Origin of the sequence: Shewanella sp. BJSY2023SW007 (genome assembly GCF_047314525.1) — a bacterium.
GTDB lineage: Bacteria > Pseudomonadota > Gammaproteobacteria > Enterobacterales > Shewanellaceae > Shewanella > Shewanella chilikensis.
The window spans coordinates 29,731-55,563 of the sequence record NZ_JBKORL010000083.1; the positions used below are offsets into that span (position 1 = coordinate 29,731).

At 52.4% G+C, this 25,833-nt stretch carries 20 protein-coding genes and 1 riboswitch; of the genes, 15 read left to right on the forward strand and 5 right to left on the reverse strand.

The window, feature by feature from the left end:
• The first annotated feature begins 144 nt into the window (after window positions 1–144).
• A complete protein-coding gene (locus ACMHXE_RS14005; protein ID WP_413732570.1) occupies window positions 145–453 on the forward strand; it encodes a hypothetical protein in 309 nt (102 codons plus the stop codon).
• A 37-nt stretch (window positions 454–490) separates the two neighbouring features.
• On the opposite strand, the gene rlmM is transcribed toward ACMHXE_RS14005, so the two are convergent.
• The 4 genes from rlmM to ACMHXE_RS14025 form a co-directional block, all read right to left on the reverse strand.
• Window positions 491–1,573 carry a 23S rRNA (cytidine(2498)-2'-O)-methyltransferase RlmM gene (rlmM, locus tag ACMHXE_RS14010; protein WP_226565194.1) on the reverse strand — a complete coding sequence of 361 codons (1,083 nt, stop codon included), beginning with the start codon at window positions 1,571–1,573 and terminating at the stop codon, window positions 491–493.
• A 283-nt stretch (window positions 1,574–1,856) separates the two neighbouring features.
• On the reverse strand, window positions 1,857–3,428 hold the full coding sequence (locus tag ACMHXE_RS14015; protein ID WP_101053620.1) for a Na+/H+ antiporter NhaC family protein: 1,572 nt from the start codon (window positions 3,426–3,428) through the stop codon (window positions 1,857–1,859).
• Between the two features lie 81 nt (window positions 3,429–3,509).
• Window positions 3,510–3,708, reverse strand: a riboswitch (Lysine riboswitch).
• 90 nt (window positions 3,709–3,798) lie between these two features.
• Window positions 3,799–4,722, reverse strand: a complete 924-nt coding sequence (locus ACMHXE_RS14020; RefSeq protein WP_101053618.1) for an electron transfer flavoprotein subunit alpha/FixB family protein — start codon at window positions 4,720–4,722, stop codon at window positions 3,799–3,801.
• Window positions 4,723–5,472 (reverse strand): electron transfer flavoprotein subunit beta/FixA family protein, encoded by a 750-nt coding sequence (locus ACMHXE_RS14025; RefSeq protein ID WP_101053616.1) that lies wholly within the window; start codon window positions 5,470–5,472, stop codon window positions 4,723–4,725. It abuts the gene before it with no gap.
• 319 nt (window positions 5,473–5,791) lie between these two features.
• On the opposite strand from ACMHXE_RS14025, the gene ACMHXE_RS14030 reads away from it, so the two are divergent.
• The 8 genes from ACMHXE_RS14030 (at window position 5,792) to ACMHXE_RS14065 (ending at window position 15,768) form a co-directional block, all read left to right on the forward strand.
• Entirely contained in the window at window positions 5,792–6,187 is a 396-nt protein-coding gene (locus ACMHXE_RS14030) for an H-NS family nucleoid-associated regulatory protein (protein WP_101053614.1), read from the forward strand.
• Window positions 6,188–6,447: 260 nt separating this feature from the next.
• Entirely contained in the window at window positions 6,448–9,534 is a 3,087-nt protein-coding gene (locus ACMHXE_RS14035; RefSeq protein ID WP_286998073.1) for an amidohydrolase family protein, read from the forward strand.
• Window positions 9,535–9,566: 32 nt separating this feature from the next.
• Complete coding sequence (locus ACMHXE_RS14040; protein WP_251767280.1) at window positions 9,567–10,835, forward strand: amidohydrolase family protein; 1,269 nt, start codon at window positions 9,567–9,569, stop codon at window positions 10,833–10,835.
• 61 nt (window positions 10,836–10,896) lie between these two features.
• Complete coding sequence (gene rcsF, locus ACMHXE_RS14045) at window positions 10,897–11,277, forward strand: Rcs stress response system protein RcsF (protein ID WP_101053610.1); 381 nt, start codon at window positions 10,897–10,899, stop codon at window positions 11,275–11,277.
• Window positions 11,278–11,287: 10 nt separating this feature from the next.
• On the forward strand, window positions 11,288–12,022 hold the full coding sequence (tsaA, locus tag ACMHXE_RS14050; protein WP_226565193.1) for a tRNA (N6-threonylcarbamoyladenosine(37)-N6)-methyltransferase TrmO: 735 nt from the start codon (window positions 11,288–11,290) through the stop codon (window positions 12,020–12,022).
• Window positions 12,019–12,672, forward strand: a complete 654-nt coding sequence (locus ACMHXE_RS14055) for an acyltransferase (RefSeq protein WP_215773200.1) — start codon at window positions 12,019–12,021, stop codon at window positions 12,670–12,672. Before tsaA ends, ACMHXE_RS14055 begins: the two co-directional genes overlap by 4 nt.
• Before the next feature lie 98 nt (window positions 12,673–12,770).
• The gene (locus tag ACMHXE_RS14060) at window positions 12,771–13,949 is read left to right on the forward strand and encodes a GGDEF domain-containing protein (RefSeq protein ID WP_157822661.1); all 1,179 of its coding nucleotides are present in this window, start codon (window positions 12,771–12,773) and stop codon (window positions 13,947–13,949) included.
• A gap of 100 nt (window positions 13,950–14,049) precedes the next feature.
• Window positions 14,050–15,768, forward strand: coding sequence for a proline--tRNA ligase (locus ACMHXE_RS14065; RefSeq protein WP_101053603.1), 1,719 nt, complete (start codon window positions 14,050–14,052; stop codon window positions 15,766–15,768).
• A gap of 144 nt (window positions 15,769–15,912) precedes the next feature.
• Here ACMHXE_RS14065 and grpE read toward each other — a convergent pair whose 3' ends face one another.
• On the reverse strand, window positions 15,913–16,530 hold the full coding sequence (grpE, locus tag ACMHXE_RS14070; protein WP_101053601.1) for a nucleotide exchange factor GrpE: 618 nt from the start codon (window positions 16,528–16,530) through the stop codon (window positions 15,913–15,915).
• Window positions 16,531–16,624: 94 nt separating this feature from the next.
• Here grpE and nadK point away from each other — a divergent pair, with 94 nt between their 5' ends.
• The 6 genes from nadK (at window position 16,625) to ACMHXE_RS14100 (ending at window position 25,704) form a co-directional block, all read left to right on the forward strand.
• Window positions 16,625–17,503, forward strand: a complete 879-nt coding sequence (gene nadK / locus ACMHXE_RS14075; protein ID WP_039035936.1) for an NAD(+) kinase — start codon at window positions 16,625–16,627, stop codon at window positions 17,501–17,503.
• Window positions 17,504–18,156: 653 nt separating this feature from the next.
• The gene (locus ACMHXE_RS14080) at window positions 18,157–19,803 is read left to right on the forward strand and encodes an L-lactate permease (RefSeq protein WP_101053599.1); all 1,647 of its coding nucleotides are present in this window, start codon (window positions 18,157–18,159) and stop codon (window positions 19,801–19,803) included.
• A gap of 80 nt (window positions 19,804–19,883) precedes the next feature.
• The gene (locus ACMHXE_RS14085; RefSeq protein ID WP_101053597.1) at window positions 19,884–22,688 is read left to right on the forward strand and encodes an FAD-binding and (Fe-S)-binding domain-containing protein; all 2,805 of its coding nucleotides are present in this window, start codon (window positions 19,884–19,886) and stop codon (window positions 22,686–22,688) included.
• 311 nt (window positions 22,689–22,999) lie between these two features.
• Window positions 23,000–23,743 (forward strand): (Fe-S)-binding protein, encoded by a 744-nt coding sequence (locus ACMHXE_RS14090; RefSeq protein WP_101053595.1) that lies wholly within the window; start codon window positions 23,000–23,002, stop codon window positions 23,741–23,743.
• A gap of 10 nt (window positions 23,744–23,753) precedes the next feature.
• Entirely contained in the window at window positions 23,754–25,130 is a 1,377-nt protein-coding gene (locus ACMHXE_RS14095) for a lactate utilization protein B (RefSeq protein WP_251767186.1), read from the forward strand.
• A gap of 4 nt (window positions 25,131–25,134) precedes the next feature.
• Window positions 25,135–25,704 carry a LutC/YkgG family protein gene (locus ACMHXE_RS14100; RefSeq protein ID WP_413732577.1) on the forward strand — a complete coding sequence of 190 codons (570 nt, stop codon included), beginning with the start codon at window positions 25,135–25,137 and terminating at the stop codon, window positions 25,702–25,704.
• Window positions 25,705–25,833: the final 129 nt, after the last annotated feature.

The window sequence follows — 25,833 nt, forward strand, 5'->3', positions numbered from 1 at the left end:
GCTGCAAACGCCCCGAATAAGAGTTGCATGGTCATTTGAGAGCAAATTTTTGTGCGCCAGCGAACATTTCGCCGACACCGACTTGTTGATCCATTATCTGGGGCACACACTTAAAAACAGGAGAAGCAACCATAGGAGCAGCGGGTGTCAGCCTCAAAACTGAGAGAACTAAAGCAGCAACAGCAGAGTCTGTTAGAGCAGGAATTGATGCGGGAACAAGCCGATTCCCTGGGCGTTGCCGGCAAGAAGTTGGAACAGGCACTGCAGGATTATCAGCGCCACCATCACTTGTCACCGAGAAAAAAAGCCGAGTACGTTAGCCTAGTGGCCGATGCCGTCTATAACCTGATGTTGACCCGGGAGCTACTCGGCTTTGTCGACGGCAATCTTGAGTGGGTTTGCGGCCAGTATGACATCCCGGATGCCGTGCTACAGCAGTTGGCCTTGAGCTGAAACGCATCAAGGCCCGCTTGGGGCCTCGAGTGCCAACTCACCAAGGAGAGTTGGGTCGCAGCCACAGATGCACAGTCACTTCATCCCTGTCGTGATAGAGGTGTTTACAGGCCAGCTTAAACTCTGTGATGCCGTTTTCTTTGAGAATGGCCTGCATATTTTCCAATATGGTGCTCACCTCTTTGTAACGGCTCTTCATCGGTAATTTCAGGTTAAAGATAGCCTCTTTGAACCAGCCATTGATGGCCCAGGCTTCCATCAGTTCGGCCACCCTGGCCGGTTTTTCCACCATGTCACACACCAGCCAATAGATGTTCTTGCGCTTGGGCTCGAAACGGAAACCGTCGGCCTGGAAGTGAGTCACCTGGCCGGTTTCCATCAAACCCGCATCCATGGGGCCGTTGTCGACAGCCGATACAAACATGCCGCGGCGCACCAACTGATAGGTCCAGCCACCGGGGCAGGCGCCGAGATCCACGGCGTTGAGGCCGCTGCGCAAACGTTCTTCCCGCTGCGGCTCGGGAATAAAGTGATTGAAAGCCTCATCCAGTTTCAAAGTCGAACGGCTGGGCGCATCGGCGGGAAACTTGAGCCTGGGGATCCCCATAAAAAACGGTGACGAGTTATGGCTGTAGGAATAACCGGCAAACGCCTTGCCCGGTGCCACAAAGCACACATGGATTATCGGCCGCTTGGGGTTTTCCTTGGCCAGCAATGTACCGCTCTGTTTCAGCGACTGACGCAGCGGCACGGTAAACTTGCGGCAGAAGGTCAGCAGCTCTTTGGCTTCGTTGGTATCCGGGGTTTCGACCCTGAGCTCACCGCCCTTGCTGATATCTTCAAGCGCGGCAGTAATTGGCCCTACCCTGTCTTCCGGAGGCAGGTCGCTGAGCAGATCGCCGCAGACAAACATCTGCCGGGCAAAGATCAATGAGTCCAGCGCCAGTTCCTGTGCCAAGGTGTCGGCTTCCCCTTCGGCAAAACATTGAAAGATCACATAGGCATCGTTGTTATTGGCCTTGACGAAACCACCGACATTGAGCAGTGCCGCCCGACTTTGGATCTCGGCCGCGCACTCTTTTTCATAGCCGGCACGACAAAACAGAAACAGGTTGTTCATTGGTATTTCCAAACAGTGAATCTTACCGGAAAGCCTCCGGCAACTGGCGAAGGCGGCAAGTATATCAGAAGCCTTTTCCCATCGCAGGTTAGTTATTCCATTCCTTATGGGACTTTGAACTAGCGTAAATCTTGGTCAGGTATTCAAATACTGCCGAAATTGACGGCGGCACACGACTCTTTGCCGAGATCAACTCAAGCTGAACCAAGTACGCGCAATGCTATTACAACAAAACACCCGCCATCAGGGCGGGTGCTGTTAACGCGAGCTATTCAGTAGCTGATCAGGCATTAGTATTCTTGGGTTGTTGCCACTTGAGCCACACCAATCCCAACAGGAACAGCACACAACTACTGGCAAGCCCAAGCCATACCGACTCGGTAAAACCGAGCACTATATAACCACCGAGGGAAATAACTGCTACCAAGACCGCATAGGGCAGCTGAGTCAACACATGGTCGATATGATGGCAGCCTGCACCTGTGGATGACAAAATCGTGGTGTCCGATATCGGCGAGCAGTGATCGCCAAACACAGCGCCGGACAGCACGGCCGCCAACATAGGCAACATCATACTGCTGTGGCTGCCCATGGCCATATCGGCGGCAATCGGCAACATGATCCCGAAAGTGCCCCAACTAGTACCGGTAGAAAAGGCGGTAAGCCCAGCCAAAATAAATAGCACGGCCGGCAGCAAGGCAAAGGGAATATTGCCACTGGCGAGACTGGCCATAAACTTGCCGGTTTCCAGTGAGCCAATGATCCCGGCTATGGTCCAGGCAAACATCAGAATATAGATGGCCGGCAACATGGAACGGGCACCCGAGGTAAGCGCCTTGAGGATCATCTTGGCTTCTATCTTCTGGATAAAGGCCAGCAGCAGAGTTACCACCAGACCAATGGAAGCACCGAAAAACAGTGATGAACCCACATCGGTTTTCTCAAAAGCACCTATGATAGTGAAAGGCAGGCTTTCTGCCGCCAGGGCATCGGCGCCGCTGGAAACCATAAAGTAGAAGGTCGCCACCACCAAGACACCTATGGGCAAGAACAGGCCGTGCACCTGACCGGTTTCCGCCTCGGGCAGATCTGCATTGGCACCGGGTGGCAGTCCCTTGGTCTCATCATAGAGATTGCCTTTACGGGCGTTGAGCTCGTGTTTGCGCATAGCGCCGATATCCAGCTCCATATAGGCCACACACAGCAATAGCGCCAAGGCAAACAAGGCATAGAAGTTCATCGGGATCATCTGTACGAAAGCGCTCAGATGCCCGGTCTCAGTAAAACCGTGGGCGGTGAGAATACCGCCGATAAGGGCAATAATATAGGCGCCCCAGCTGGACACCGGCGAGATAACGCACACAGGCGCCGCGGTCGAATCCAAAAGATACGCCAGTTTGGAGCGGGAGATATAGTATCTGTCGGTCAGCGGCCTAGCGATACTTCCCACCACCAGGCTGTTAAAGTAGTCATCGATAAACACCGCACAGCCGAGAAACATAGTCAGCAACTTGGCATCACGACGATTGCGGATATGCTGTCTGGCCCAGTTGGCAAAGGCTCTGGCCGAGCCACTGACGGTGATCAGTGCAGTGATCATTCCCAGCAGCACCAGGAACCCCAGAATATACAGGTTCCAGGCATTAAAAGCGCCATCGTCCCAAACCAGGGAAAGCACCCTTTGTCCCAGATAAACCCCGGTATCCAATACCGACCATTGATTGAGCAACAAGGCTCCGATCAGTATTCCTAGTCCCAGCGATAACAACACCCGCCGGGTGAAGATCGCCAATAAAATTGCCACAACCGGCGGCAACAAAGAGAGTGCCGAGTCGGCATAACTTAGTACTGTCATTGAGTCTTGTTCTTCGTTAAATACGAATGGAGGGCAACTGAACTGGTGGGAAAAGGCAATAGCATACCGAGTAGCACCTGTCCTTTCAGTAGCGCTCCATAGTAACGTCAATCTGTCATCCCGACAGAATATACTATGGCAGTGCTGCCCCTATTTGGTAACAGCCCCAGCGGTGGACCTTGATGAGTCGCAACCACTTCGGCACCAAATCCTTTCGCGATACATAAACGGAATCACCCTGCTTACCGCTACTGATATTTAGTGCGCCTCTACTTCTCAGGACGCCTGATGTCAGGCGTGAGGCACATAAAAACATAGGCGGCTTTGAGGATGCTACCCCAAAGCCGCCTATCGTGACCTAGATCACAGATTAAATCAACTCGTTCAACTTGGGCACAACATCAAACAGGTCTGCTTCCAAACCATAATCGGCAACCTGGAAGATAGGCGCTTCAGGATCTTTGTTGATGGCCACTATGACTTTTGAGTCCTTCATCCCGGCCAGATGCTGAATCGCCCCAGAGATACCCACGGCGATATAAAGCTCTGGCGCCACGATTTTACCCGTCTGGCCAACCTGCAGGTCGTTGGGAACAAACCCGGCATCCACAGCAGCACGTGATGCACCTACGGCGGCGCCCAATTTATCGGCCAAGGCTTCCAGCATGGCAAAATTTTCGCCACTGCCCATACCGCGGCCACCGGAAACAATGACTCTGGCGCTGCCAAGCTCCGGACGAGCCGACTCGGTCAAGCTCTGGGATACAAAGCTGCTCTTGGCGTCAAAGACACTATCGAGCTGATTGATTTCAGCTGAGCCTGTCTCGGCAACGGCGTCAAAGGCACTGGCGCGCACAGTGGCCACTTTCTTGTCATCCAGACTCTTAACGGTCGCCATGGCGTTACCGGCATAGACGGGACGGACAAAGGTGTCGGCATCAATCACCTTGGTGATCTCAGAAAGCTGAGCCACATCCAGCAAAGCCGCCACTCGTGGCAGTATGTCTTTACCCTGGCTTGAAGCTGCAGCCAGAATGTGGCTGTAGTCGCCACTCAGAGACAAGATGAGTTCACCAATATTGTCGGCAAGATGAGCACCATAGGCTGGATTATCGGCCAGCAATACTTTATTGACACCTTCAAGCTTGGTGGCGGCATCGGCGGCGGCCTTACAATCCTGACCGGCAACCAAAAGGTGAATATCTCCCCCTATGGCTTTAGCCGCGGCGACGACTTTGGCTGTGTCCTGTTTCAGGCTGGCATTATCGTGTTCTGCTATTACTAATACGGCCATTTAGATCACCTTCGCTTCGTTTTTCAACTTGTCCACCAGCTCCTCAACGGAAGCCACCATCACACCTGCCTGACGGCTGGCCGGTGCAGCTACCTCCAACACCTGTACGTGCTGCTTGAGAGTCACCTCCAAATCTTCAACACTCATGGTTTCCAACGGCTTGCGCTTGGCTTTCATGATATTGGGCAAAGATGCGTAGCGAGGTTCGTTCAAACGCAGATCTGCGGTGACTACAGCCGGTAGAGGCATAGACAGAGTCTGTAAGCCGCCATCCACTTCACGGGTAACCAGCAAAGTTTCACCTTCCAGCTTCACTTCAGATGCAAAGGTTGCCTGAGGCATACCGGCGAGTGCCGCCAGCATCTGTCCGGTCTGATTATTATCGCCGTCGATGGACTGCTTGCCGAGCAGAATAAGCTGCGCCTGCTCTTTGTCCTGCACTGCCTTGAGCAGTTTGGCAATAGAAAGGGGCACCAGCTCTTCATCGATTTCAATGTGAATGGCACGGTCGGCGCCCAGAGCCAGTGCGGTACGCAATTGCTCCTGTGCCGCCTTGGGACCTATGCTGACAACAACGACTTCAGAAGCACTGCCGGCTTCTTTTAGACGTACGGCTTCTTCTACCGCAATTTCACAAAATGGATTCAACGCCATTTTCAGGTTGGCTGTTTCAACGCCTGTATTGTCAGCCTTGACCCTGACCTTAACATTGGCATCGACCACACGTTTTACTGGCACCAATACTTTCATAGGGTTTCCTTCCTACACCTTGTATCTAATGTGGATTACGTACCGATGATACCAGATACATCAGTACAGGATGGCTCAACTTTACGTGCTGTTGACGTTAACGTCAACAGCAGTTTAAACGCTCGTTTGCCAATTCTGTCACACTTTATGGTCAGTTTTTTGAACACTTGGCAACTTTTATGGTCGTAGAATTGAAATAAATAAAGAAATTAATGTCAATTGACGTAAAAATATTTGATCCTGACACTTATAGTTTCTATTATTTATAGCGATGTTCACCTTAACCCAATTTATAAATTAGCGTGGGACCTAAATACTTATGAGCGATTTTCTTGATATATTGACTCACGGCCGTCGTTTTAAAGCCGCAGTAAAAGAGTTAAGCGTTGCAGATCTGCGCGATCTGGCAGTCAAATTGGATAAGATCATTATTGATCGTGAAGAAGAAGCCAAGAAAGAAGAAAAGGCGCAGGCTGAACGTCTGTCTAAAATTGAAGAGATCCGTAAGCAGATGGAAGCCGTTGGCCTATCTGTTGAAGATCTGGGTAATGTTGCTGCCGCCAAGGCTGCTCCCAAGAAGCGTGCTCCCCGCCCACCAAAATACAAAATCGTTGTAGATGGTGAAACTATTACTTGGACCGGCCAAGGCCGTATGCCAACTGTATTCAAGAACGAAGTAGACAAAGGTCGTTCAATGGATGATTTCCTGATTTAATCAGGTTCCCCTTGCTCAAGCCTCGACAGTGTCGGGGCTTTTTTATGCCTGGAGAAAACCATATTTCTGTTAAAAAGCCTTACAATTACGCCTTGGCATTTACATTTAGGCTGAGTTAAGTTTACCACTGCCAACTTAAAGCGAGGCTCTCGTCCGCTTTTTTATCACTCTTAGGGGAAAACGTACTGAATGATCGCAACCTTTCCCTCTCTGATGACAATGACTCTCCCCAAGGAATTATGACAAGGTAGCCACAACAGATGAGACTTTCTTTTCCCGCCATAAACCTACTGTTGTTCAGTCTTGTGGCCTGTAGCGCCTTTGCCGATGAGACACAGCTGACAGACAATACTCCGAGATTGACCGCCTTAACCCATGCCAAGCTTATACTTTCACCTGGAAAACAGCTGGATAACGCTACATTACTTATTGAAAATAACCGGGTAAAACAAGTAATTCCCAATAATGAAATTCCACAAAATGCTTATAAGATAGATCTCAATGGTTACACCATCTATCCGGGATTTATCGATCCCTTTGCCGAATATGGTTTGGAATATTCAGAATCACCGGCAACTATTGAAGCTCCCGTCTATCAAATTAAGTCAAAAGGGGCGATAGCCGCAAATGGTGCCATTCATGCAGAGAAGGAATGGTTTACTTATGTTTTGTCGGATAACAAAACTGCATCAAACTGGATAAGTAATGGCTTCACCAGTGTCCAGAGTGCACACCTTAACGGAATATTCAGAGGAATAGGCGTCTCACTTTCTTTGGCGAACAAAAAGAGTAACCAAGTGATATATCGCCCCAGAAGCCGACATTTTATGGCATTTGATAAAGGTAATTCACCGCAGGACTATCCCAATTCTCTGATGGGAAGCATAGCGTTAATAAGACAGACTCTCAGTGATGCCAACTGGTATAACCAGAATAAAAAGAAAGCAGCTAACCGCGAGGATCTATTATCACCGGAATTTAATATCGCCCTTGAACGCTTGCACGATATAAAAACTCGTGGTGCGATATTTGACACCCGAAACCTCAATAACCAGTTGCGTGCAGCCAAACTCTTGAGCCAAGAAGATATCCAGCCAATCTTACTGGGAAATGGCCAGGAGTACGCAAGAGTGAAAGAACTGCAAGAATATCGCCCCATATTGATATTGCCATTGAACTTCCCAGCTGCTCCTCAGGTCAGTGACGAAGACAATGCCAGGGAAGTACCACTCAGAACCTTGAGACACTGGGAGCGGGCACCGAGCAATCCTGCTGTAATGGCCGCCAATAACATTCCTTTCTCCTTCACCCAATATGGCATGGACGGCAAAACCTTTTGGCCCAGATTGAGAATGGCGCTGCAGGCCGGTCTCGATGAAGAAACCGCATTGGCGGCACTGACAACAGAAGCTGCTGCAGTTGCCGGCATTGAGGATTTAGTCGGTAAACTGGCGCCCGGCTATATGGCCGATCTGGTAATAGCCAAAGGCAATCTGTTTCAGGACGGCGAAATAGTCAGCGTTTGGCTACAAGGTGAAGAACAAATCCAAACGGCTCCTGGATACCAATGGCAAGGCAGTTATCGTCTGCATCTAGCTGAACTGGAACTGGATCTTGAGCTGCAACTGAGCCAGCAAACGCCCCAAACACTCAGGGGTAGCCTCAGCAGTGGTGATCAACAGATAGAGCTTGCTCACCTGAAAGCCGACAACAAACGCCTGAGCTTCAGCGTCAATTTACAGGGTGCCGGCATAAATGGCATTAGTCGAATAACCCTTTGGCAAGATGATGAAGGGCTGCAGGGCAGACTCTTGCATGCCGATGGCGCCGTGACTCAACTGGCCGGCTCAAGATTGCCGAACGCGCCTTTAACGGCCGATACAGAGACGGGAGACAATGCCAATTCCCCGCCAGCCTCTTCCAAGACTAAACCCGAGTATCTCAGTCGTTTGACGAGTCCACTGCAAGCCTATGGCCGCAGTGAGCTGCCAAGTACGGAAAAACTGCATATCCGCAATATCACCCTTTGGACCTCAAGCGAGGCAGGCATCATTGGTAACAGCGACCTGATTCTGGCCAACGGCAAGATTGAAAAGATTGGCACAGATCTCAGCACTCCGGCAGGTTATCAGGTCATAGAGGGAGCAGACATGCACCTGACTGCCGGGATCATAGATGAGCATTCCCACATTGCCGTGAACGGCGGCCTCAATGAGATGTCCGATGCCATCACCTCAGAAGTACAAATAGCCGATGTGCTTAACCCGGATGATATTGCCATCTATCGCTCCTTGGCCGGCGGCGTCACCACCGCCAATCTGCTGCATGGCAGCGCCAACCCTATAGGTGGCCAGTCGCAGGTCATTCAACTGCGCTGGGGGGAGTCGGCCGAGGGACTCAAGTTCACCCAGGCCCATCAGGGAATTAAGTTTGCTTTGGGGGAAAACGTCAAACAGAGCAACTGGGGTGAGCGTTATACCCGCAGATTCCCGCAAAGCCGCATGGGGGTGAAGGCTCTGATGAGTGATGCTTTCAATGCCGCCAGAGACTATCAAGACGCCCAAGCCCAATATGCCGAGCTGCGCTCACGGGAGAAACGTAAGCAGCTCTCCCCTCGCCCCGATTATCGTTTACAGGCGATTGCCCAAGTGCTGAATGGCGAGCGCGATGTGCATATTCACTCCTATGTCCAGTCTGAAATCCTGATGTTCTTGCGCCTCGCCGAGGCTTACGATTTCAAGGTCACCGCCTTCACCCATGTACTGGAAGGCTACAAGCTGGCCCCCGAGTTGGCGGCTCATGGTGCTGGCGCTTCCACCTTTGCCGACTGGTGGGCCTATAAATTTGAGGTCTATGATGCCATTCCGCAAAACGCCTGTTTGATGATGAATGCCGGCGTGCTCACCTCGATTAACTCAGATGACTTTGAAATGCAGCGGCGCCTGAATCAGGAAGCCGCCAAGTCGGTGAAATACTGCGACATGTCCCAGGAAGATGCCTGGAATATGGTAACCATCAACCCCGCCAAACAGCTCGGAATAGACGCCATAACAGGTTCAGTTGAAGAGGGGAAACAGGCAGATTTGGTGCTCTGGGATGCCAACCCCCTATCGGTTTATGCCAAGAGCCAGGCAGTGTGGATTGGCGGCAAACGCTACTTTGACCGCGCTGAGGATAAGCAAATGACCCAGGCTATCGCCGACGAGCGTCAGGCACTGATCCAGAAAATTCTTGGCAGCGACCCGGCGCGGCTTCAAGGCGAAACGACTTCAGAAATCCTAGAGCCCTTGTGGCAATGCGACACCCAATTCAACGCTTGGGGTCAGAATAAGGAGAGCCGCCTGTGACCAAGTTTCCTCTATTGCCACGCATCGCATCTATGCTGGCACATCTGCTGCTAGGTGGTTCGCTATTGATGTTCGTACCGGTAAAGGCCCATAACCTGATCCCGGCCGAGCGCCAGCAACAAGCCATATTGCTGAAAAACGCCACGGTTCACACCGTCAGCCAAGGCATACTCAAAAATACCGATGTGCTGCTCGAGCAAGGCGTTATCAGCGCCGTAGGCCCAGGATTAACGGCTGAAAATGCCCGGGAATTTGATCTCAGCGGCAAACACCTTTATCCCGGCCTCATAGCACTGGATACCACCCTGGGTTTGGTAGAGATAGCCATGGCCAGGCCAACAGTCGATAGCCGCGATGTGGGCAGTGCCAATCCACAGCTTGAAGCCGCCAGCGCCTTCAACCCGGATTCAGAATTGCTGCCCAGTGTGCGGGCCAACGGTATCACCCACGCGCAAATAGTCCCAAGAGGCACAGGCATTGCCGGGCAATCGGCACTGGTCTCCCTGGATGCCTGGACCATAGAAGATGCCCAGGTCCCATCTAGACCACAGTTCCACCTCTATTGGCCAACGGAGCCGCAAAAACAAGGTACCAGCGAGGCAGATAAGCAGGCACAAATGGCCTATCAGGACGCCCTGTCACAGATACACAAGCACTTTGAAGCGGGTAAACGCTACGCCTTGAGTCAGCAAAGCAGCGAAGGTGCCCTTGAAGACAGCCGCTGGCAAGCGCTCTTGCCGCTGTATCGCCAGGAGGCGCGACTGTTTGTTCATGCCGACAGGCAGCAGCAGATAGAGGCGGCCATAGCCCTGGCCCGTCAGTATGGATTCAAGTTAACCCTGGTCGGTGGCTATGATGCCTGGCGCCTGGGTGCAGCGCTCAATGAAATAGAGGCAAGCGTCATCTATACCCATACACTTGACTTGCCACTACGAGAAGATGAACCCATAGGTCAGGCTTTCAGAGTACCAGCATTGCTCAAACGCGCCGGTATTCCCTTCGCCCTCGGCTTCAGCTCCGATTGGGACAGCCGTAACCTGCCGCTGGCCGCGGGCCAAACCGTGGCTTGGGGGCTCAGCAAGCAGCAAGCACTCAAGGCCATTACACAAGATGCCGCCAAGATACTGGGCGTAGATAACTTGGGGGCCATAGCGCCCGGGTTTCAGGCCAACCTTGTGGTCAGCAGCGGCGATATTCTCGACCCCATGAGCAGCCGGATAGAGCTGGTGTTTATTGACGGCAGGCAGGTGGATCTCAACAATCGTCATCGGCAGCTTTATCAAAAGTATTTGAAGCGATAGAATTTCCCATACAGCTCCCGGGATGGCCGGGAGCATGGACGAATAACTATAAGGCCGGGCCATGAAACCGATTTTTCTTTCCACTCTGGTATTGCTGCTTGGCGGCTGCGCCGGGGAATACAGCTTCAATTCAAACTTAGACAGCCAGGCTATTCAAGAGTACTTCAAACCCTCGGAAGTACAATTGTTCGATGGCAGCCGACCAACAGGCCAATATGAAGTGCTGGGATTGGTTGAGGGCAATGCCTGCCAGTCCGAGCCAGATGGTGTACCGGCCACTATGGCCGATGCCCGCACTGAGGCGCGCCGGGCGGCAGCAGATATGAAAGCCAATGGTCTTATCATTAAAAACTGTGTCGAAACCCAGGAAGCCGCAGCCGGTTGCTACACCAGCGCCATGTGTGTCGGCCAGGCTATTCGCCTGGCAACCCCGAAGGAGTAAGCCTGACGTTATGGGGTTTTCGACTCAAATAGAAGCGGTTGCCTATTGCCGGACACCATATAAACAAAAGTTTGGTATTCCTCGTCAGCCGGGCTTGGTGGATTTTGTTCGCGGTTTTGTCGAACTGACAGCGCCCTACAATCATATTGATGCGGTGCGTGGGCTGGAGCAGTATTCCCACCTCTGGTTACTGTTCTGTTTTCATGAAAATCTGGCCCAGGGCTGGAAAACCACAGTGCGCCCTCCCCGGCTCGGCGGCAATGAAAAACTCGGGGTGTTTGCCACCCGCTCCACCTTCAGGCCCAATGGCATTGGCCAATCTGTGGTGAAGCTGCATCAGATCCACCAAGGCAAAGGTAAGGTGATACTGGAAATATCCGGCATGGATCTGCTCGATGGCACTCCGATAATCGACATCAAGCCCTATATCCCCTTTTCGGATGCGATACCTGAGGCGATAGGCGGCATAGCGCAGCAAGCTCCCGAGCAGCTTGAGGTCAACTTCAGCCATCTCGCAGTAGAACAACTGAGCCGACTCGATAAACGCTATCCCGGACTGGATAAGCTTATCCAGGCGGTGCTGGCCCAGGACCCGAGACCCGCCTACAAGAAAGGCAAGCCGGACCCCAAACGCTATCAAGTGGCTCTGTATGATCTGGATATCTTCTGGCATGCCCATGAGCAAGGCATTGAAGTCGAAACCATACAGCCCTTTTGTGCCAAAGCGTCCGGCGCCGAAACATGAGTGATTTTAAGCCCTCAGCAGATGATTATCAGGCGCAGCACAAAAGGCGCCTCTCCTGGATGCCCTGGCTCTGGTATCGCCTCAAACCCAAGCACCTCGAGTGGGCCCGCCCCTGGCAACAGGCGATTCAGGCCAGGCTCCAAGCCCTTGAAACCATCAGCATAGGGCAAAACTGCTTTATCGCCCCCGAGGCAGAGCTGTTTGCCGAACCCGGCAGGCCGATAACCCTGGGCGATGAGTCCATGATAGCCGCCAACTGCTTTCTGCATGGGCCGATACAGATAGGCCGTGAGGTCAGTATCAACCACGGCTGTTCGCTGGATGGCGGCAGTCGCGGCATAGTGATAGGTGACAAGACCCGTATCGCCAACAATGTCACTGTCTATGCCTTCAATCATGGTATGGCGCCGGATATGCCCATCTATCGTCAGAGCAGCCAATCCAAGGGAATAGTCATTGGCGAAGATGTCTGGATTGGCGCCCAGGCCGGTATCGTCGATGGCGTGACCATAGGCGACTGCGCCGTCATTGCCATGGGCGCCATTGTCACCAAGTCGGTACCAGCGTTTGCCATAATGGCGGGAAACCCTGCTAAAGTAGTGGGAGACAGACGCAATAAGCCACTGACAGGCAGAGAGAAAAATCAATAATTAGGAAGATGAGCGCCATGGATTGCCAAACCCGCCCAAACACACAAACACCAAGAAGCATACCAAAGGGTTTACCGGGTATCCGCAGCCGGTTACTGTTGAGTTTTTTCTTGCTGGCCGGGCTGATAGTGTTTTTTGGCGGTGCCAGCCTCTGGATAATGGATAGCACAAACACAACTCATATCACCGAACTGCAGAAGCAAAAACAGCTGCTGCAGGCCATTAGAGCCAATCAAATGCAGCATCTGGCACTATTGAAACTCAAAAACAACTGGCCCAGTTATCCCCTCAATGAACGGGAGGCGATTCTTGATGAAACCAGGCAGAGACAGCAACAGATAATATCCACCCTGAGCCAGTTTACCCTGGCAACCAAAGAATATGACGAGGCCTTAGTTCTGGGGCAGCAGTTGTCAGTGATGAGCGGTCACCCCCTGAAAGCGCCACATATGAACGGCATGATAAGCGCCATAGATCATCTTTCTCTGCGTCTGTCCGGCATAGGGCTGACCCATCTGGATGCCCAGATGCAAAAGAACAGCAAATCGCTGATGCAAACCCTGTTATGGCTGGTGCTCGGCTCACTGGCACTGATAGTTTTGAGCCAATCTGTAGCCTGGACAGTCATTGGTCGCCACTTGCTCAAGCCTTTATTACAGACCAGCAACAAGCTCAGCGAACTGGTAGAGCAAAACTTTGGTGGCCGCTCGCCAGCCCCGGTGAACCGGGAAACACTCAAGATAAACCATGCGCTGTTGTCCCTTGAGGCGCAGATGAGAGCCTTGACCAGCGAGCAGCAACAAGACGAACTCACGGGGCTTTATAACCGCCGTACATTCAACCAGTTGATGAAACAGTCCTGGCATAAGGGAATCGTAAGACAGCACAGGATAGGCTTACTTCTCATTCAGAGCGATCAGGCCATTGCCAGTGAAACCCTGTTGCATTTGGCCCAAAGGCTGCTGGACTTTGAAATTAGCGGTGAACATTTTCTGGCGCGATTACAACAATCTCAGTTGGCGCTGTTACTGCCAAACCAGGATCCGGAAGCCTGTATCCGCATCGCCCAGAGCCTCAATCAATTTGTGTTGGCGGCCAATCTGCGAGCCAAAACCCAAAGCCCGCGACTCACCGTTTCTATCGGCGTGGCCAACATCCAACCCAGCAGACAAAATAATTGGGACAGCTTGGTGTTTCAAGCAGAAGAAGCCCTGCTCAGCGCCCAAAACCGCGGCGGCAACTGTAGCGCCGGTGTCAATCAGTTAACAACGAGCTAAATTCGAACAAGGAAAGGGGAATTTATCCGCGCTGGCCGCGTGACATCATCGAAGCAAGTGATAAAATGGCGGCCATTCAATTCATTTCGGACCCAAGGTAATGCGAGTCAGTCAATACCTGTTATCAACACAGAAAGAAAACCCTGCCAATGCAGAGATAGTCAGTCATCAGCTTATGCTGCGCGCCGGTATGATACGCCGCAACGCCTCAGGCCTCTATAGCTGGCTGCCGTCCGGCCTGCGTGTACTGCGCAAGGTCGAAGCCATTGTGCGTGAAGAGATGAACAAGGCCGGGGCCATCGAAATTCTGATGCCCATGGTACAGCCGGGGGATCTCTGGGTGGAAACAGGTCGCTGGGACAAGTTTGGTCCAGAGCTGCTGCGCTTTGTCGACCGTCACAATCGTGACTTCGTCCTGGGCCCGACCCATGAAGAAGTGATTACCGATCTGGTGCGCAAAGAAGTCAGCTCCTACAAGCAACTGCCGCTGACCCTTTATCAAATCCAGACCAAATTCCGTGATGAAGTTCGCCCACGCTTCGGTGTTATGCGCTCACGTGAGTTCCTGATGAAAGATGCCTATTCTTTCCATCTGGATCAGCAAACCATGGATGATACCTATCAGGCCATGTACACGGCTTACAGCAACATCTTGTCGCGCATGGGCCTGGCCTTCCGGCCTGTACTGGCAGATACCGGCTCTATCGGTGGCAGCATGTCACATGAGTTCCACGTGCTGGCAAGCAGCGGAGAAGATCTGATTGCCTACTCCAATGGCAGCGACTATGCCGCCAATATCGAGAAGGCTGAAGCGCCGCTGCCAACCACAGAGCGCGCCGCGCCCACTCAGGAAATGACCCTGGTCGACACCCCAAATGCCAAGACCATAGACGAACTGGTTGAGCAGTTTGGCCTGGATATCACCAAGACGGTTAAGACTCTGATAGTCAAAGGCGCCACCGAAGAAGCCCCACTGGTGGCCCTGGTTGTCCGTGGCGACCATGAGCTGAACGAAGTCAAAGCCGACAAACTGGAACTGGTTGCTGCGCCGCTGGAATTTGCCTCTGAAGCAGAAATCCGTGACGCCTTGGGAGCCGGCCCAGGTTCTCTTGGCCCAGTCGGTCTGTCTATTCCTGTTATCATAGATCACAGTGTTGCCGTGATGAGCGACTTTGCCGCTGGCGCTAACCTAGATGACAAACACTATTTCGGTATCAACTGGGAGCGGGATCTGCCGCTGGTCAGCGCTGCCGATATCCGTAACGTAGTGGAAGGTGAAACCACCCCTGATGGCAAAGGCACTTACGCCTTCGCCCGCGGTATTGAAGTTGGCCATATCTTCCAGCTGGGCACCAACTACTCTGCCGCCATGAACGCCACTGTGCTGGACGAGAATGGCAAGTCTCAGACTCTGCTGATGGGCTGTTATGGTGTCGGCGTCAGCCGCATCGTTGCCGCCGCCATCGAGCAGAATCACGATGACCGCGGTATCATCTGGCCGGAAGCGATTGCCCCATTCACAGTGGGTATTCTGCCGATGAATATGCACAAGTCACACAGAGTGACAGACACTGCCGAACAGCTTTATAAAGAGCTGACCGATGCGGGTATCGAAGTGCTGTTTGATGACCGTAAAGAGCGCCCTGGCGTGATGTTTGCCGATATGGAACTCCTTGGTCTACCTCACACCATAGTGATTGGCGACCGCAACCTGGATGCCGGTGTTTATGAGTATAAGAACCGCCGCACCGGAGAAAAGCAGGAAGTGCCTATGGCAGAAATAGTGGACTTTATCAAAAAGGCCGCTGGCCAGAAGTAAGCTTCTGGGTTGCTTTTAAATCCAAGACCAAGAAAGCCGAGCTTAGCTCGGCTTTTTCATGGCTGGAAACCTGCTTGCAAATAAAAAACCGCAGACTTATCTGCGGTTTTTTAGTCTCGCCGCTACGGGCGTTTTAGTGCGCTATCAGGCTTGGGTATCGACGCTTTCACCGCCCTTGGACACCATTACCATGGCAGGACGCAACAGACGTTCATTAAGCTGATAGCCCTTTTGCATCACCAACATCACGGTATTGGCCGGGAACTCAGCGCTTGGTTGCATGCCAATGGCTTGATGCTGATCAGGGTTAAAGGCTTCACCCATAGGATCTATCTGTTTGACGCCGAACTTCTCCACCGCTGACAGGAAGCTCTTCAGTGTCAGCTCAACACCTTCAAACAAAGGCTTGGTGACTTCATCGGCCTTATCTGCGCCCACCAGAGCACGCTCCATGTTATCGATCACAGGCAGCAGTTCATTGCTGAACTTTTCCAGGGCAAACTTATGTGCCTTCTCTACATCCTGCGCCGCCCGGCGACGTATGTTATCAACTTCAGCTGCGGCACGGATGACAGAATCTTTCTGCTCCTCAACTGTCGCCTGTGCGTCAGATAAAGCCTGTTCCAGCTCCTCAATACGGAAGTTAGCCTGAGTCAGCTCGTCGATAATGCCGCCTTCCTCAGCTACGCCCTCGGTGGTTTCAACCTGGTCAACCACTTCTTCGACCTGTTCCTGCTCTGCTTTAAATGACTCTTTGTTCATTTCTACTCCAGCTAAAAATGCTTTGTTTCTGCATACTCTGGGCATATTATGGGGATCAAATTGACCGTTTCAACCCCCAGAGTTCCCAAAATCTATGTCCACTGAGTTTCATACTATAGGCCTGATAGGAAAACCCCACCATCAGGGGACCAACCTGACCCTTAAGCGTCTGCATTATTGGCTGAAAATGCAAGGCTATGATGTGCTGGTGGAAGAAAGAGTCGCGGCTGAACTCGGGAAAGATGTACGTGCAGTAGACTTACTGGATATCGGCGAGCACTGTGATCTGGCGATAGTGGTCGGGGGGGATGGCAATATGCTGGGCGCGGCCCGGGTTCTGGCACGCTTCGATCTTGGTGTTATCGGTGTCAACCGCGGTAATCTGGGATTTTTAACCGATCTGCCGCCGGATGCCTTTGAAGAGTCGCTCGCAAAGGTGCTGGATGGCGAATACGCCACAGAACACAGGTTCCTGCTCGAAGCCGAGGTTTATCGCCACGGCGAAGTTAAAGCCAGCAATACCGCCGTCAACGAGGCCGTGCTGCACCCAGGCAAGATAGCCCATATGATCGAGTTCGAGGTTTATATCGACAACCAATTCATGTACAGCCAAAGGGCCGATGGCATGATAGTGTCTACACCTACCGGCTCAACCGCCTATTCGCTGTCGGCCGGCGGCGCGATATTGACCCCTAATCTCGAAGCACTGATCCTGGTGCCCATGTTTCCCCATACCCTCTCCTGCCGCCCCATAGTGGTCGACGCCTCCAGCATCATCAAACTGGTGGTGTCACCGGAAAACGGCGAAAACTTGGAAGTAAGCTGTGACGGCCATGTCACCTTGTCTGTAATGCCGGGCGATGAAATTATCCTAAGACGCAGCAAGGAGCGGCTCAAACTCATCCACCCAAAGGGGCACAACTACTTTCATGTATTGCGTAACAAATTGGGCTGGGGCAGTAAACTCTTTTGAAGCTTGAGTGGTCTGAGCAAACTCTTGCAGCTACAAACACAGTTCAGCATTAGGTCAAGGTTAAAGCACCTGAGAACAAAGGTGCTTTTTTGTTATTTATTTTCAAAAAATGTAAAACAGCACTCACGTGATCAATATCACGTTTTATAGCGCCCGATATAACGGTGACCAAGATCACGGTAACCCCGCAAGAAAAAACAACTTATCTATCTGATTTTTATTGGTTTAAATAAAAACACCCCAAAACCAACTTCACCAAAAGCTCAATTAGCGTGACTTAAATCACATTCGAGATTTGCGATATAAGCCTGTCATTCCATCACAAATGAAATAACAGGATCACTTTATTACCATTTTGAGTAAAACAAAGCCATAATTCCTAAGGTTGTGGGCCATTTTTTAAATATCTATTCCCCAAAGTTATATAAACGCCAGAGTAGCAGTGATCTTCGTCACACTTTTTCATTTGCCAGCGGAGACGCGGCTCCCATAACCAAAAACTTAAGCCAGATACGAAAGGCAAGATGATCCAGATCATTTTGGTTCCGGGTAAATTAACCATGATAAGCACGCACAACAACAAATGGGAAAGGCGATAGCACTTTCTCAACACCACAATAAGCACAAGCAACATATGAAATGATGAGGCAACCATGACATTTCTTCAGTTACTCGCAAGTCTGACACCCGTGATCAGCGTTATGCTGTTCCTGGTGTTGCTCCGGATGCCTGCATCCAGAGCTATGCCAATCTCCATGGTGATAACCGCCCTGGCCGCCGTTTTTATCTGGCAGATGGACACTACTCTACTGGCCGCCTCCGTGGTTGAAGGCCTGCTGTCGGCGATTACACCTTTAACCATCATCTTCGGTGCAGTATTCCTGCTCAACACCCTGAAATATTCAGGTGCCATGGATACCATTCGTGCCGGCTTTACCAATATCAGCTCAGACGCCAGGGTACAGGTGATTATCATCTGTTGGCTGTTCGGCTCGTTTATTGAAGGCTCTGCCGGTTTTGGTACACCCGCCGCGATTGGCGCGCCTCTGTTGGTGCTCTTGGGTATCCCACCAGTTGCGGCCGCCGTGGTTGCTCTGGTCGCCGACTCAACGTCAGTGTCTTTCGGTGCCATTGGTCTGCCGGTGCTCTTTGGTATGGAACAGGGTCTGCTCGAAGGCGGTACCAGCATGGCTGCGGCGCAAATTGCCGAACATGGCGGTCACTTCAGTGATTATGCCCAGTTCATTGCCATGCATATGATAACCATAGATCTGATAACAGGTACGCTGATCCCCTTGGTAATGGTGTCTGTACTGACAGGCTTCTTTGGTCGCAATAAGTCCTTCAAGGAAGGCTTTGCCATCTGGAAATTTGCCCTATTTGCCGGTTTGGCCTTCACCATTCCAGCCTGGTTGATCAACTTCTTCGCCGGTCCAGAGTTCCCTTCCGTGATTGGTGCCCTGGTCGGTATGGCATTGGTAATCCCAGTTGCCCGCAAAGGCTGGTTACTGCCTAAAACCCCTTGGAATGACTTTGCCGAAAACGACAAAGAGGGCGAAACGGCTCAAGTGGAGAGCAAGGCGCGTTTCTCCCAGTTGGCCGCCTGGACCCCTTACCTGATCATGGCAGGTCTCTTGGTGCTTTCACGTGTGGTACAGCCACTGAAAGCCTGGTTGAACAGCTTCAACATCAGTTGGACCGGCCTATTAGGCACAGAGCTCAAGGCTGGCTTCGCCACCTTCTTTGCACCGGGCGCCTTCTTTGTTGCCGTGTGTATTCTGGGCTTCTTCCTGTTCAGAATGAACTCCAAGGCCATCAAAGAATCGGTCACGGTTTCCTGCAAATCCATGGTGCCAACCATTATCTCCCTGGGTGCCTCCGTGCCTATGGTAAAAATCTTCCTAAACTCAGGCACCAACAGTGCAGGTCTGCAATCCATGCCGGTAGCATTGGCGGATATGCTGGCTGGAAGCCTCGGCAGCGTTTGGGCCTGGATTTCCCCCATAGTCGGTATTTTCGGTGCCTTCCTGTCGGGTTCGGCCACCTTCTCCAATATGATGTTCTCCGGCCTGCAATACAGCGTGGCTGATAACATAGGGGCCAACCATGCACTTATCCTGGCACTGCAAGGTATTGGTGCCAACGCCGGTAACATGATGTGCGTGATGAACGTGGTCGCGGCGGCAACTGTGGTCGGTATGGCCGGTCGCGAATCTGAAATCATCCGCAAGACTATGCCTGTAGCACTTGGCTATGCTTTGCTGGCCGGTACCTTGGCAATGCTTTGGGGTGGATTCTAAAAACGATAATAACTCCTCGATAAGGCAGCCGCCCTTGGCGCTGCCTTTATTATCAAATTTAATGTGTAGAGAAATGTCTTATGTCTATCAACTATGAAGCCGTGATCCGTGACCTGCGTAAACAGTTGGGAGAAACTGCCGTCAGTGACGACCCTGTGCGCCGTTTTGCCTGGTCAACCGATGCCAGCTATTTCCGGATAGTGCCCGAGGTTGTGGTACATGCCGAGGATCTGGAGCAGGTAAAACGCACTCTGGCTGTAGCCAGAAGCTACGGTGCTCCGGTGACTTTCCGCGCCGCAGGTACCAGTCTGTCGGGTCAGGCCATAGGAGAAGGCATATTGCTTATCCTGGGATTCGACGGTTTCCGTACTCTGGATATCAGTGAAGACAGTAACAAGGTCACTCTGGGTGCTGCTGTTATTGGCGCCGATGCCAACGCTGCCCTCAAACCTTTGAATAAGAAAATCGGCCCGGATCCGGCAACTCTGGCTTCTGCCATGGTGGGTGGTATCGTCTCCAACAACGCTTCCGGTATGTGTTGCGGCACGGCCCAAAACAGCTACCAAACCATCTCCTCAGTAAAACTGCTGCTGGCCGATGGCACAGAGCTTGATACCGGCAGCGAAGAGTCCAGAGAAGCCTTCAGTCAATCACACCCCGAACTGCTCAAGGCGCTGGCAGACTTGGGTGCCATGGCTCGCGGTAATGAGACCCTGGCAGCGCGAATTCGCAAAAAATTCGCCATTAAAAACACCACAGGTTACAGCCTCAACGCCCTGGTGGATTTTGAAGATCCCTTCGACATCATTAACCACATCATAGTCGGCGCCGAAGGCACCCTGGCGTTTGTCAACGAAGTCACCTATCACACAGTGGACGAGGCAAAATTCAAGGCCTCGGCGATGGCGGTATTCTTCAATATGGAAGATGCGGCCCGGGCAATCCCTCCTATTCAGGGCGAAAGCGTAGCCGCTGCCGAACTGCTGGACTGGGCCTCCATTAAGGCGGTTACCGGCAAGAAAGGTATGCCGGATTGGCTGGCCGAACTGCCGGAAGGCGCCGCGATTTTGCTGATAGAATCCCGCGCCAATGATGATGAAACTTTGGAACGCTATACCCAGGACGTTATCGCCAAACTGGCACATATCGAGACCGAGCGCCCCATCAGCTTCAGCCGTGATCCTGCCGTTTACGGTAAATACTGGGCCATGCGCTCCGGCCTATTCCCCATTATCGGTGGCGAGCGCCCCAAGGGCACTTCGGTAATCATCGAAGACGTGGCTTTCCGGGTTGAAAACCTGGCCAGTGCAGCCCACGATCTGACCGAGCTGTTCCATAAGCACGGCTATCCTGAAGGGGTGATCTACGGCCACGCCCTGGCCGGTAACTTCCACTTTATCATTACCCCTAAATTCGGCTCCCAGGCCGATATCGAACAGTTCCATCAATTTATGGAAGCGGTCGCCGATATGGTGATCAACAAGTACGACGGTTCGATGAAGGCCGAGCACGGCACAGGCCGCGCCGTGGCACCTTTTGTGGAAATGGAATGGGGCAGTGACGCCTACACCCTGATGAAAAACATCAAGCAGATCTTCGACCCCGAAGGACTGCTGAACCCAGGGGTGATCCTCAACGACGACAAGCAGGTACACATCAAGAATATCAAGCCTTGTCCCGAAGTGGACGACCTGGTAGACAAGTGTATCGAATGCGGTTTCTGTGAAAAGACCTGCCCCACCTCGGCGCTGAACCTGTCACCCAGACAGCGGATAGCTACCTTGCGTGAAATCGAGCGTCTGGAACAGAGCGGCGACAAGGAAGCGGCCGAGAAGATGCGTGCCGCCGCCAAGTATGATGTAGTGGATACCTGCGCCGCCTGCCAGCTGTGTACCATTGCCTGCCCGGTAGACAACAGCATGGGCCAGCTGGTCCGCAAGCTGCGTACTCCCTACATCACCACCACAGAGCAGAAGGTTCTGGATTTCCAGGCCAAGCACTGGGGCGCCGTCAACCAGGTGCTGAGCACAGGCTTTGATGCCCTGGGCACAATACACAAACTCACGGGCACGGGGATCACCTCTGGGCTGATGAACATGGGCCGGGCAATTTCCAAAGAAGTGCCTTACTGGAACCCTGACTTCCCCAAAGGCGGTAAGCTGCCCAAGCCATCAGCTCCCAAAGCCAACCAGGAAACCGTGGTCTATTTCGCCGCTTGCGGCGGCCGCACCTTCGGCCCAACACCGCTGGATCCCGATGACCGCACCCTACCTGAAGTAGTAGTGACCTTGCTGGAGCGTGCCGGCTATAACGTGATTACGCCGGCCAAGACCCGCAATCTGTGCTGCGGCCAGATGTGGGAATCCAAAGGGGATTTCAAGAACGCCGACATGAAACGTGACGAACTTATTGACGCGGTCAGTGCCATGACAGAGGGCGGCAAGCTGCCCGTGGTTGTCGATGCTCTCTCCTGCACCTACCGTGCTCTTTCCGGCAATCCCAAGGTTGAACTGTTGGATCTGGTCGAGTTCCTGCACGACAAGGTATTGCCGAAACTCACCCTCACCAAGAAGGTCAATGTGGCACTGCACCTGGGTTGCTCGGCACGTAAAATGAAGCTGGAACCCAAGATGCAAGCCATTGCCGATGCCTGCTCCAACAAGGTGCTGCGCCCGGCCGGTGTCGACTGTTGTGGTTATGCCGGAGAGAAAGGTCTCTACAAACCTGAGATCAACGCCTCGGCGCTGCGTAACATCAAGAAACTCATCCCCACCGACTTCAAGGAAGGCTACTACGCCAACCGTATGTGTGAAGTGGGCCTGAGTCACCACAGTGGTATTTCCTACCGCCACCTAGCTTATCTGCTGGAGGAGTGCAGTCGCTGACTATACTTAGAGGGAGCATTAGCTCCCTCTTTTTTCATCTGTGTTATATAACGGATTTGCGTTCGGATTAACGAACAAACTAAAGACTAAAAACACCATTAAAATCAAATAATTAAAACCTTCTCATTTTTGCAAAAAAGATTTTAATCATTTACTGAATTAGCACTATTTATTGTGTGGTTATAGGCTTATATTCAAGCATATTTACCCTATGTCAGGTGATGTTCAAATACAGAGTCAGAAAGCATCTGGCCACACCGGACATAGATGATGTCGGTTAACGCAAGCAACATCCAATTAGGAAACACCAAATGAAGATAGCCTTGTTTATTCCCTGTCTGGTCAACCAGATGCTGCCGGATGTGGCCATCGCCACCTTGGAACTGCTGGAGAAACTGGGGCACCAGGTGATCCTGCCTGAAGGCCAAACCTGCTGTGGTCAGCCCATGACCAACTCGGGTTGTTTCAACGAAGCCCGTAACACTACTCTTAAGCTGCTCAATGCCTTCAAGGGAGTCGAATGCGATGCTATCGTATGTCCAGCGGCCTCCTGCCTGGTAGCCGCCAAAGAAAACTTCCATGAGTTTGACAACAGCCCGGAAGCCGCGGCCGTTATCGCCAAACTGTACGAATTGACCGAATTCCTGCACGATATCGCCCCGGTAGAGAGCTTCCCCAAGCCCTTCCCGCACAAGGTGAGCCTACAACTGAGTTGTCACGGTATCCGTATGCTGGATCTCGCCAGCCCCAGTGAATACATGGGCCCACGTTACAACAAAATGGAAGCCCTGCTGGAACGCATTCCCGGCATAGAGATCACCTATCCGGATCGCCGCGATGAATGCTGCGGCTTCGGCGGTACCTTTGCGGTAGATGAAGGTGCTGTGTCTGCCAAAATGGGCAAAGACAAGGCTCAGGCCCATGCAGCCACGGGAGCAGACTATGCCGTAGGTTTTGATCCATCCTGTCTGATGCATCTGGATGGCATGATCCGCCGCCAAAACTTGCCGATAGAAACCCGCCATCTGGCGCAGATCCTCAACGCTGCCATTTAGGGAGATAGCCATGTCACAGACACAAGGGGCCAAAGCCCACGCCAGCCAAGCAGAGATCTTCTGCCGCGATGAGTCCAGAGTTGATTGGCATTCCAAAGCCCTGTGGGTGTTGCGGGAAAAACGCGACCGCGCCGCCGGCAGCCTGCCCGAGTGGGAACAACTGAGGGATCTGGGTTCGGCCATCAAACTGCATACCCTGACCAATCTGGCCAAGTATCTGGAAGAGTTCGAAGCCAATTGTATCCAGAACGGTATTCAAGTGCATTGGGCCAAAGACGGCGCCGAGCACAACCGTATAGTACATGAGATTCTGGCCAGCCATCAGGTGAAGAAGCTGGTGAAGTCCAAGTCCATGCTCACCGAAGAGTGCCACCTCAATCCCTTCCTCGAAAGCAAGGGCATAGAGGTCATAGACACTGACTTGGGTGAACGCATCATTCAGCTGAAAAAACAGCCTCCTTCACATATCGTGGTACCCGCCATTCACCTCAAGAAAGAGGAAGTAGGCGAACTGTTCCATGAAAAACTGGGCACAGAAGCCGGTGCCAGTGACCCGACTTACCTAACCCGCGCCGCCCGAGCCCATCTGCGTGAGCAATTCCTCAGTGCCGATGCCGCCATGACAGGGGTTAACATGGCCATCGCCGACAAAGGCGCGGTAGTGGTCTGCACCAACGAAGGCAACGCCGATATGGGCTGTAACCTGCCCAAGCTGCAACTGCACTCAATGGGGATAGACAAGCTGGTACCATCAGTGGAAAGTGCCTCGGTTTATCTGCGCACCCTGGCCCGTAACGCCACGGGCCAACCGGTAACCACATATTCCAGCTTCTACCGTGGCCCACAGACCGGTGGCGAGATGCATGTCATCATAGTGGACAACGGCCGTACCGAGATGCTCAAGGACAAGATCCTTGCCGAGTCGCTCAAGTGTATCCGCTGTGGTGGTTGTTTGAACACCTGCCCTGTATATCGTCGCAGTGGTGGTTACAGCTACAACTACACCATCCCGGGCCCGATTGGCATCGCCGTAGGCGCCCAGCACGATGACACCAACTCCATCGCCTGGGCTTGTACCCTGTGCGGCTCTTGCTCCTATGTGTGCCCCACCAAGGTGCCATTGGACAAGATCATCTTCCGTCAGCGTCGCCTCAAGGCCGAGTCGGGTCAACTGCCATATGGCAAAGGCGGTTATATGCCTTTGGTCGGTAAGTTTATGGCCAGCACCACTATGCTGAACTGCTCCATGAGTATGGCAAGACTGGGCTTGAGAATACTGCCCGGCAGCCTGCTCAAGCCATTCTCCGGCGCCTGGGGTAAATACCGTGAACTGCCCAAGGCACCCGCCTCTAGTTTCGAGGCCTGGTTCAAGAAAAACAGGAGCTAATCAGATGTCCAGCAAATCTTTTATTTTGGATGCCCTTAAGTCCTGCGCACTTGAAGGACACAATATGCCGGCCATAGATGTGGCCCCCCGACTGGACGACTTGATTGGCCAGTTTGAAACCAACCTGGGAACCGTTGCCGGCAAACTGCATAAGCGCGGAGGCTTTAGTGAGCTGCAACAGCAAGTCGATGCCCTGATAGCCGAAGGCAAGCAGATTATCTCTCAAGTGGAAGGGGTTAGCGGTAACCGTGAAGTCCCTGAAGACAGCCATGATCTGCGTGATATCGATTATGCCGTGATCAAAGGTCAAGTGGGTGTTGCTGAAAACGGTGCCATCTGGGTCAGTCAGAAATCTCTGTCCCACAGGATCACGCCCTTTATCTGTGAGAACCTGTTCCTGGTACTTGAAGCCGATACCATTGTCGCCAACATGCATGAAGCAGCCGACAAGATAATGTTGGACTCGGGTGAGTTTGGGGTGTTTATCGCCGGCCCATCCAAGACGGCTGACATTGAGCAGGCACTGGTAGTTGGTGCCCACGGCGCCTGTAGTCTGAATGTGTTCCTTATCTAACTCAGGATGAGGAGGACAAAAACGCCGGCAACTGCCGCAACGTAGTTCACTTAAGCGGAGCTGCCTTGTGATTAACAGGATATCGGGTCTTTGATATTTTTACCGCCCTAGGCCGATTTGGCTTAGGGC

Bases quoted from the DNA above. Each gene is read 5' to 3' on its own strand.
- ACMHXE_RS14030 (WP_101053614.1), top strand. From the start codon at position 5,792: ATGAGCGATTTTCTTGATATATTGACTCACGGCCGTCGTTTTAAAGCC.
- grpE (WP_101053601.1), bottom strand. From the start codon at position 16,530: ATGAACAAAGAGTCATTTAAAGCAGAGCAGGAACAGGTCGAAGAAGTG.
- ACMHXE_RS14020 (WP_101053618.1), bottom strand. From the start codon at position 4,722: ATGGCCGTATTAGTAATAGCAGAACACGATAATGCCAGCCTGAAACAG.
- ACMHXE_RS14090 (WP_101053595.1), top strand. From the start codon at position 23,000: ATGAAGATAGCCTTGTTTATTCCCTGTCTGGTCAACCAGATGCTGCCG.
- tsaA (WP_226565193.1), top strand. From the start codon at position 11,288: ATGGGGTTTTCGACTCAAATAGAAGCGGTTGCCTATTGCCGGACACCA.
- nadK (WP_039035936.1), top strand. From the start codon at position 16,625: ATGTCCACTGAGTTTCATACTATAGGCCTGATAGGAAAACCCCACCAT.
- ACMHXE_RS14095 (WP_251767186.1), top strand. From the start codon at position 23,754: ATGTCACAGACACAAGGGGCCAAAGCCCACGCCAGCCAAGCAGAGATC.
- ACMHXE_RS14025 (WP_101053616.1), bottom strand. From the start codon at position 5,472: ATGAAAGTATTGGTGCCAGTAAAACGTGTGGTCGATGCCAATGTTAAG.
- ACMHXE_RS14055 (WP_215773200.1), top strand. From the start codon at position 12,019: ATGAGTGATTTTAAGCCCTCAGCAGATGATTATCAGGCGCAGCACAAA.
- ACMHXE_RS14085 (WP_101053597.1), top strand. From the start codon at position 19,884: ATGTCTATCAACTATGAAGCCGTGATCCGTGACCTGCGTAAACAGTTG.
- ACMHXE_RS14015 (WP_101053620.1), bottom strand. From the start codon at position 3,428: ATGACAGTACTAAGTTATGCCGACTCGGCACTCTCTTTGTTGCCGCCG.
- rlmM (WP_226565194.1), bottom strand. From the start codon at position 1,573: ATGAACAACCTGTTTCTGTTTTGTCGTGCCGGCTATGAAAAAGAGTGC.
- ACMHXE_RS14080 (WP_101053599.1), top strand. From the start codon at position 18,157: ATGACATTTCTTCAGTTACTCGCAAGTCTGACACCCGTGATCAGCGTT.
- ACMHXE_RS14065 (WP_101053603.1), top strand. From the start codon at position 14,050: ATGCGAGTCAGTCAATACCTGTTATCAACACAGAAAGAAAACCCTGCC.
- ACMHXE_RS14035 (WP_286998073.1), top strand. From the start codon at position 6,448: ATGAGACTTTCTTTTCCCGCCATAAACCTACTGTTGTTCAGTCTTGTG.
- rcsF (WP_101053610.1), top strand. From the start codon at position 10,897: ATGAAACCGATTTTTCTTTCCACTCTGGTATTGCTGCTTGGCGGCTGC.
- ACMHXE_RS14100 (WP_413732577.1), top strand. From the start codon at position 25,135: ATGTCCAGCAAATCTTTTATTTTGGATGCCCTTAAGTCCTGCGCACTT.
- ACMHXE_RS14040 (WP_251767280.1), top strand. From the start codon at position 9,567: ATGCTGGCACATCTGCTGCTAGGTGGTTCGCTATTGATGTTCGTACCG.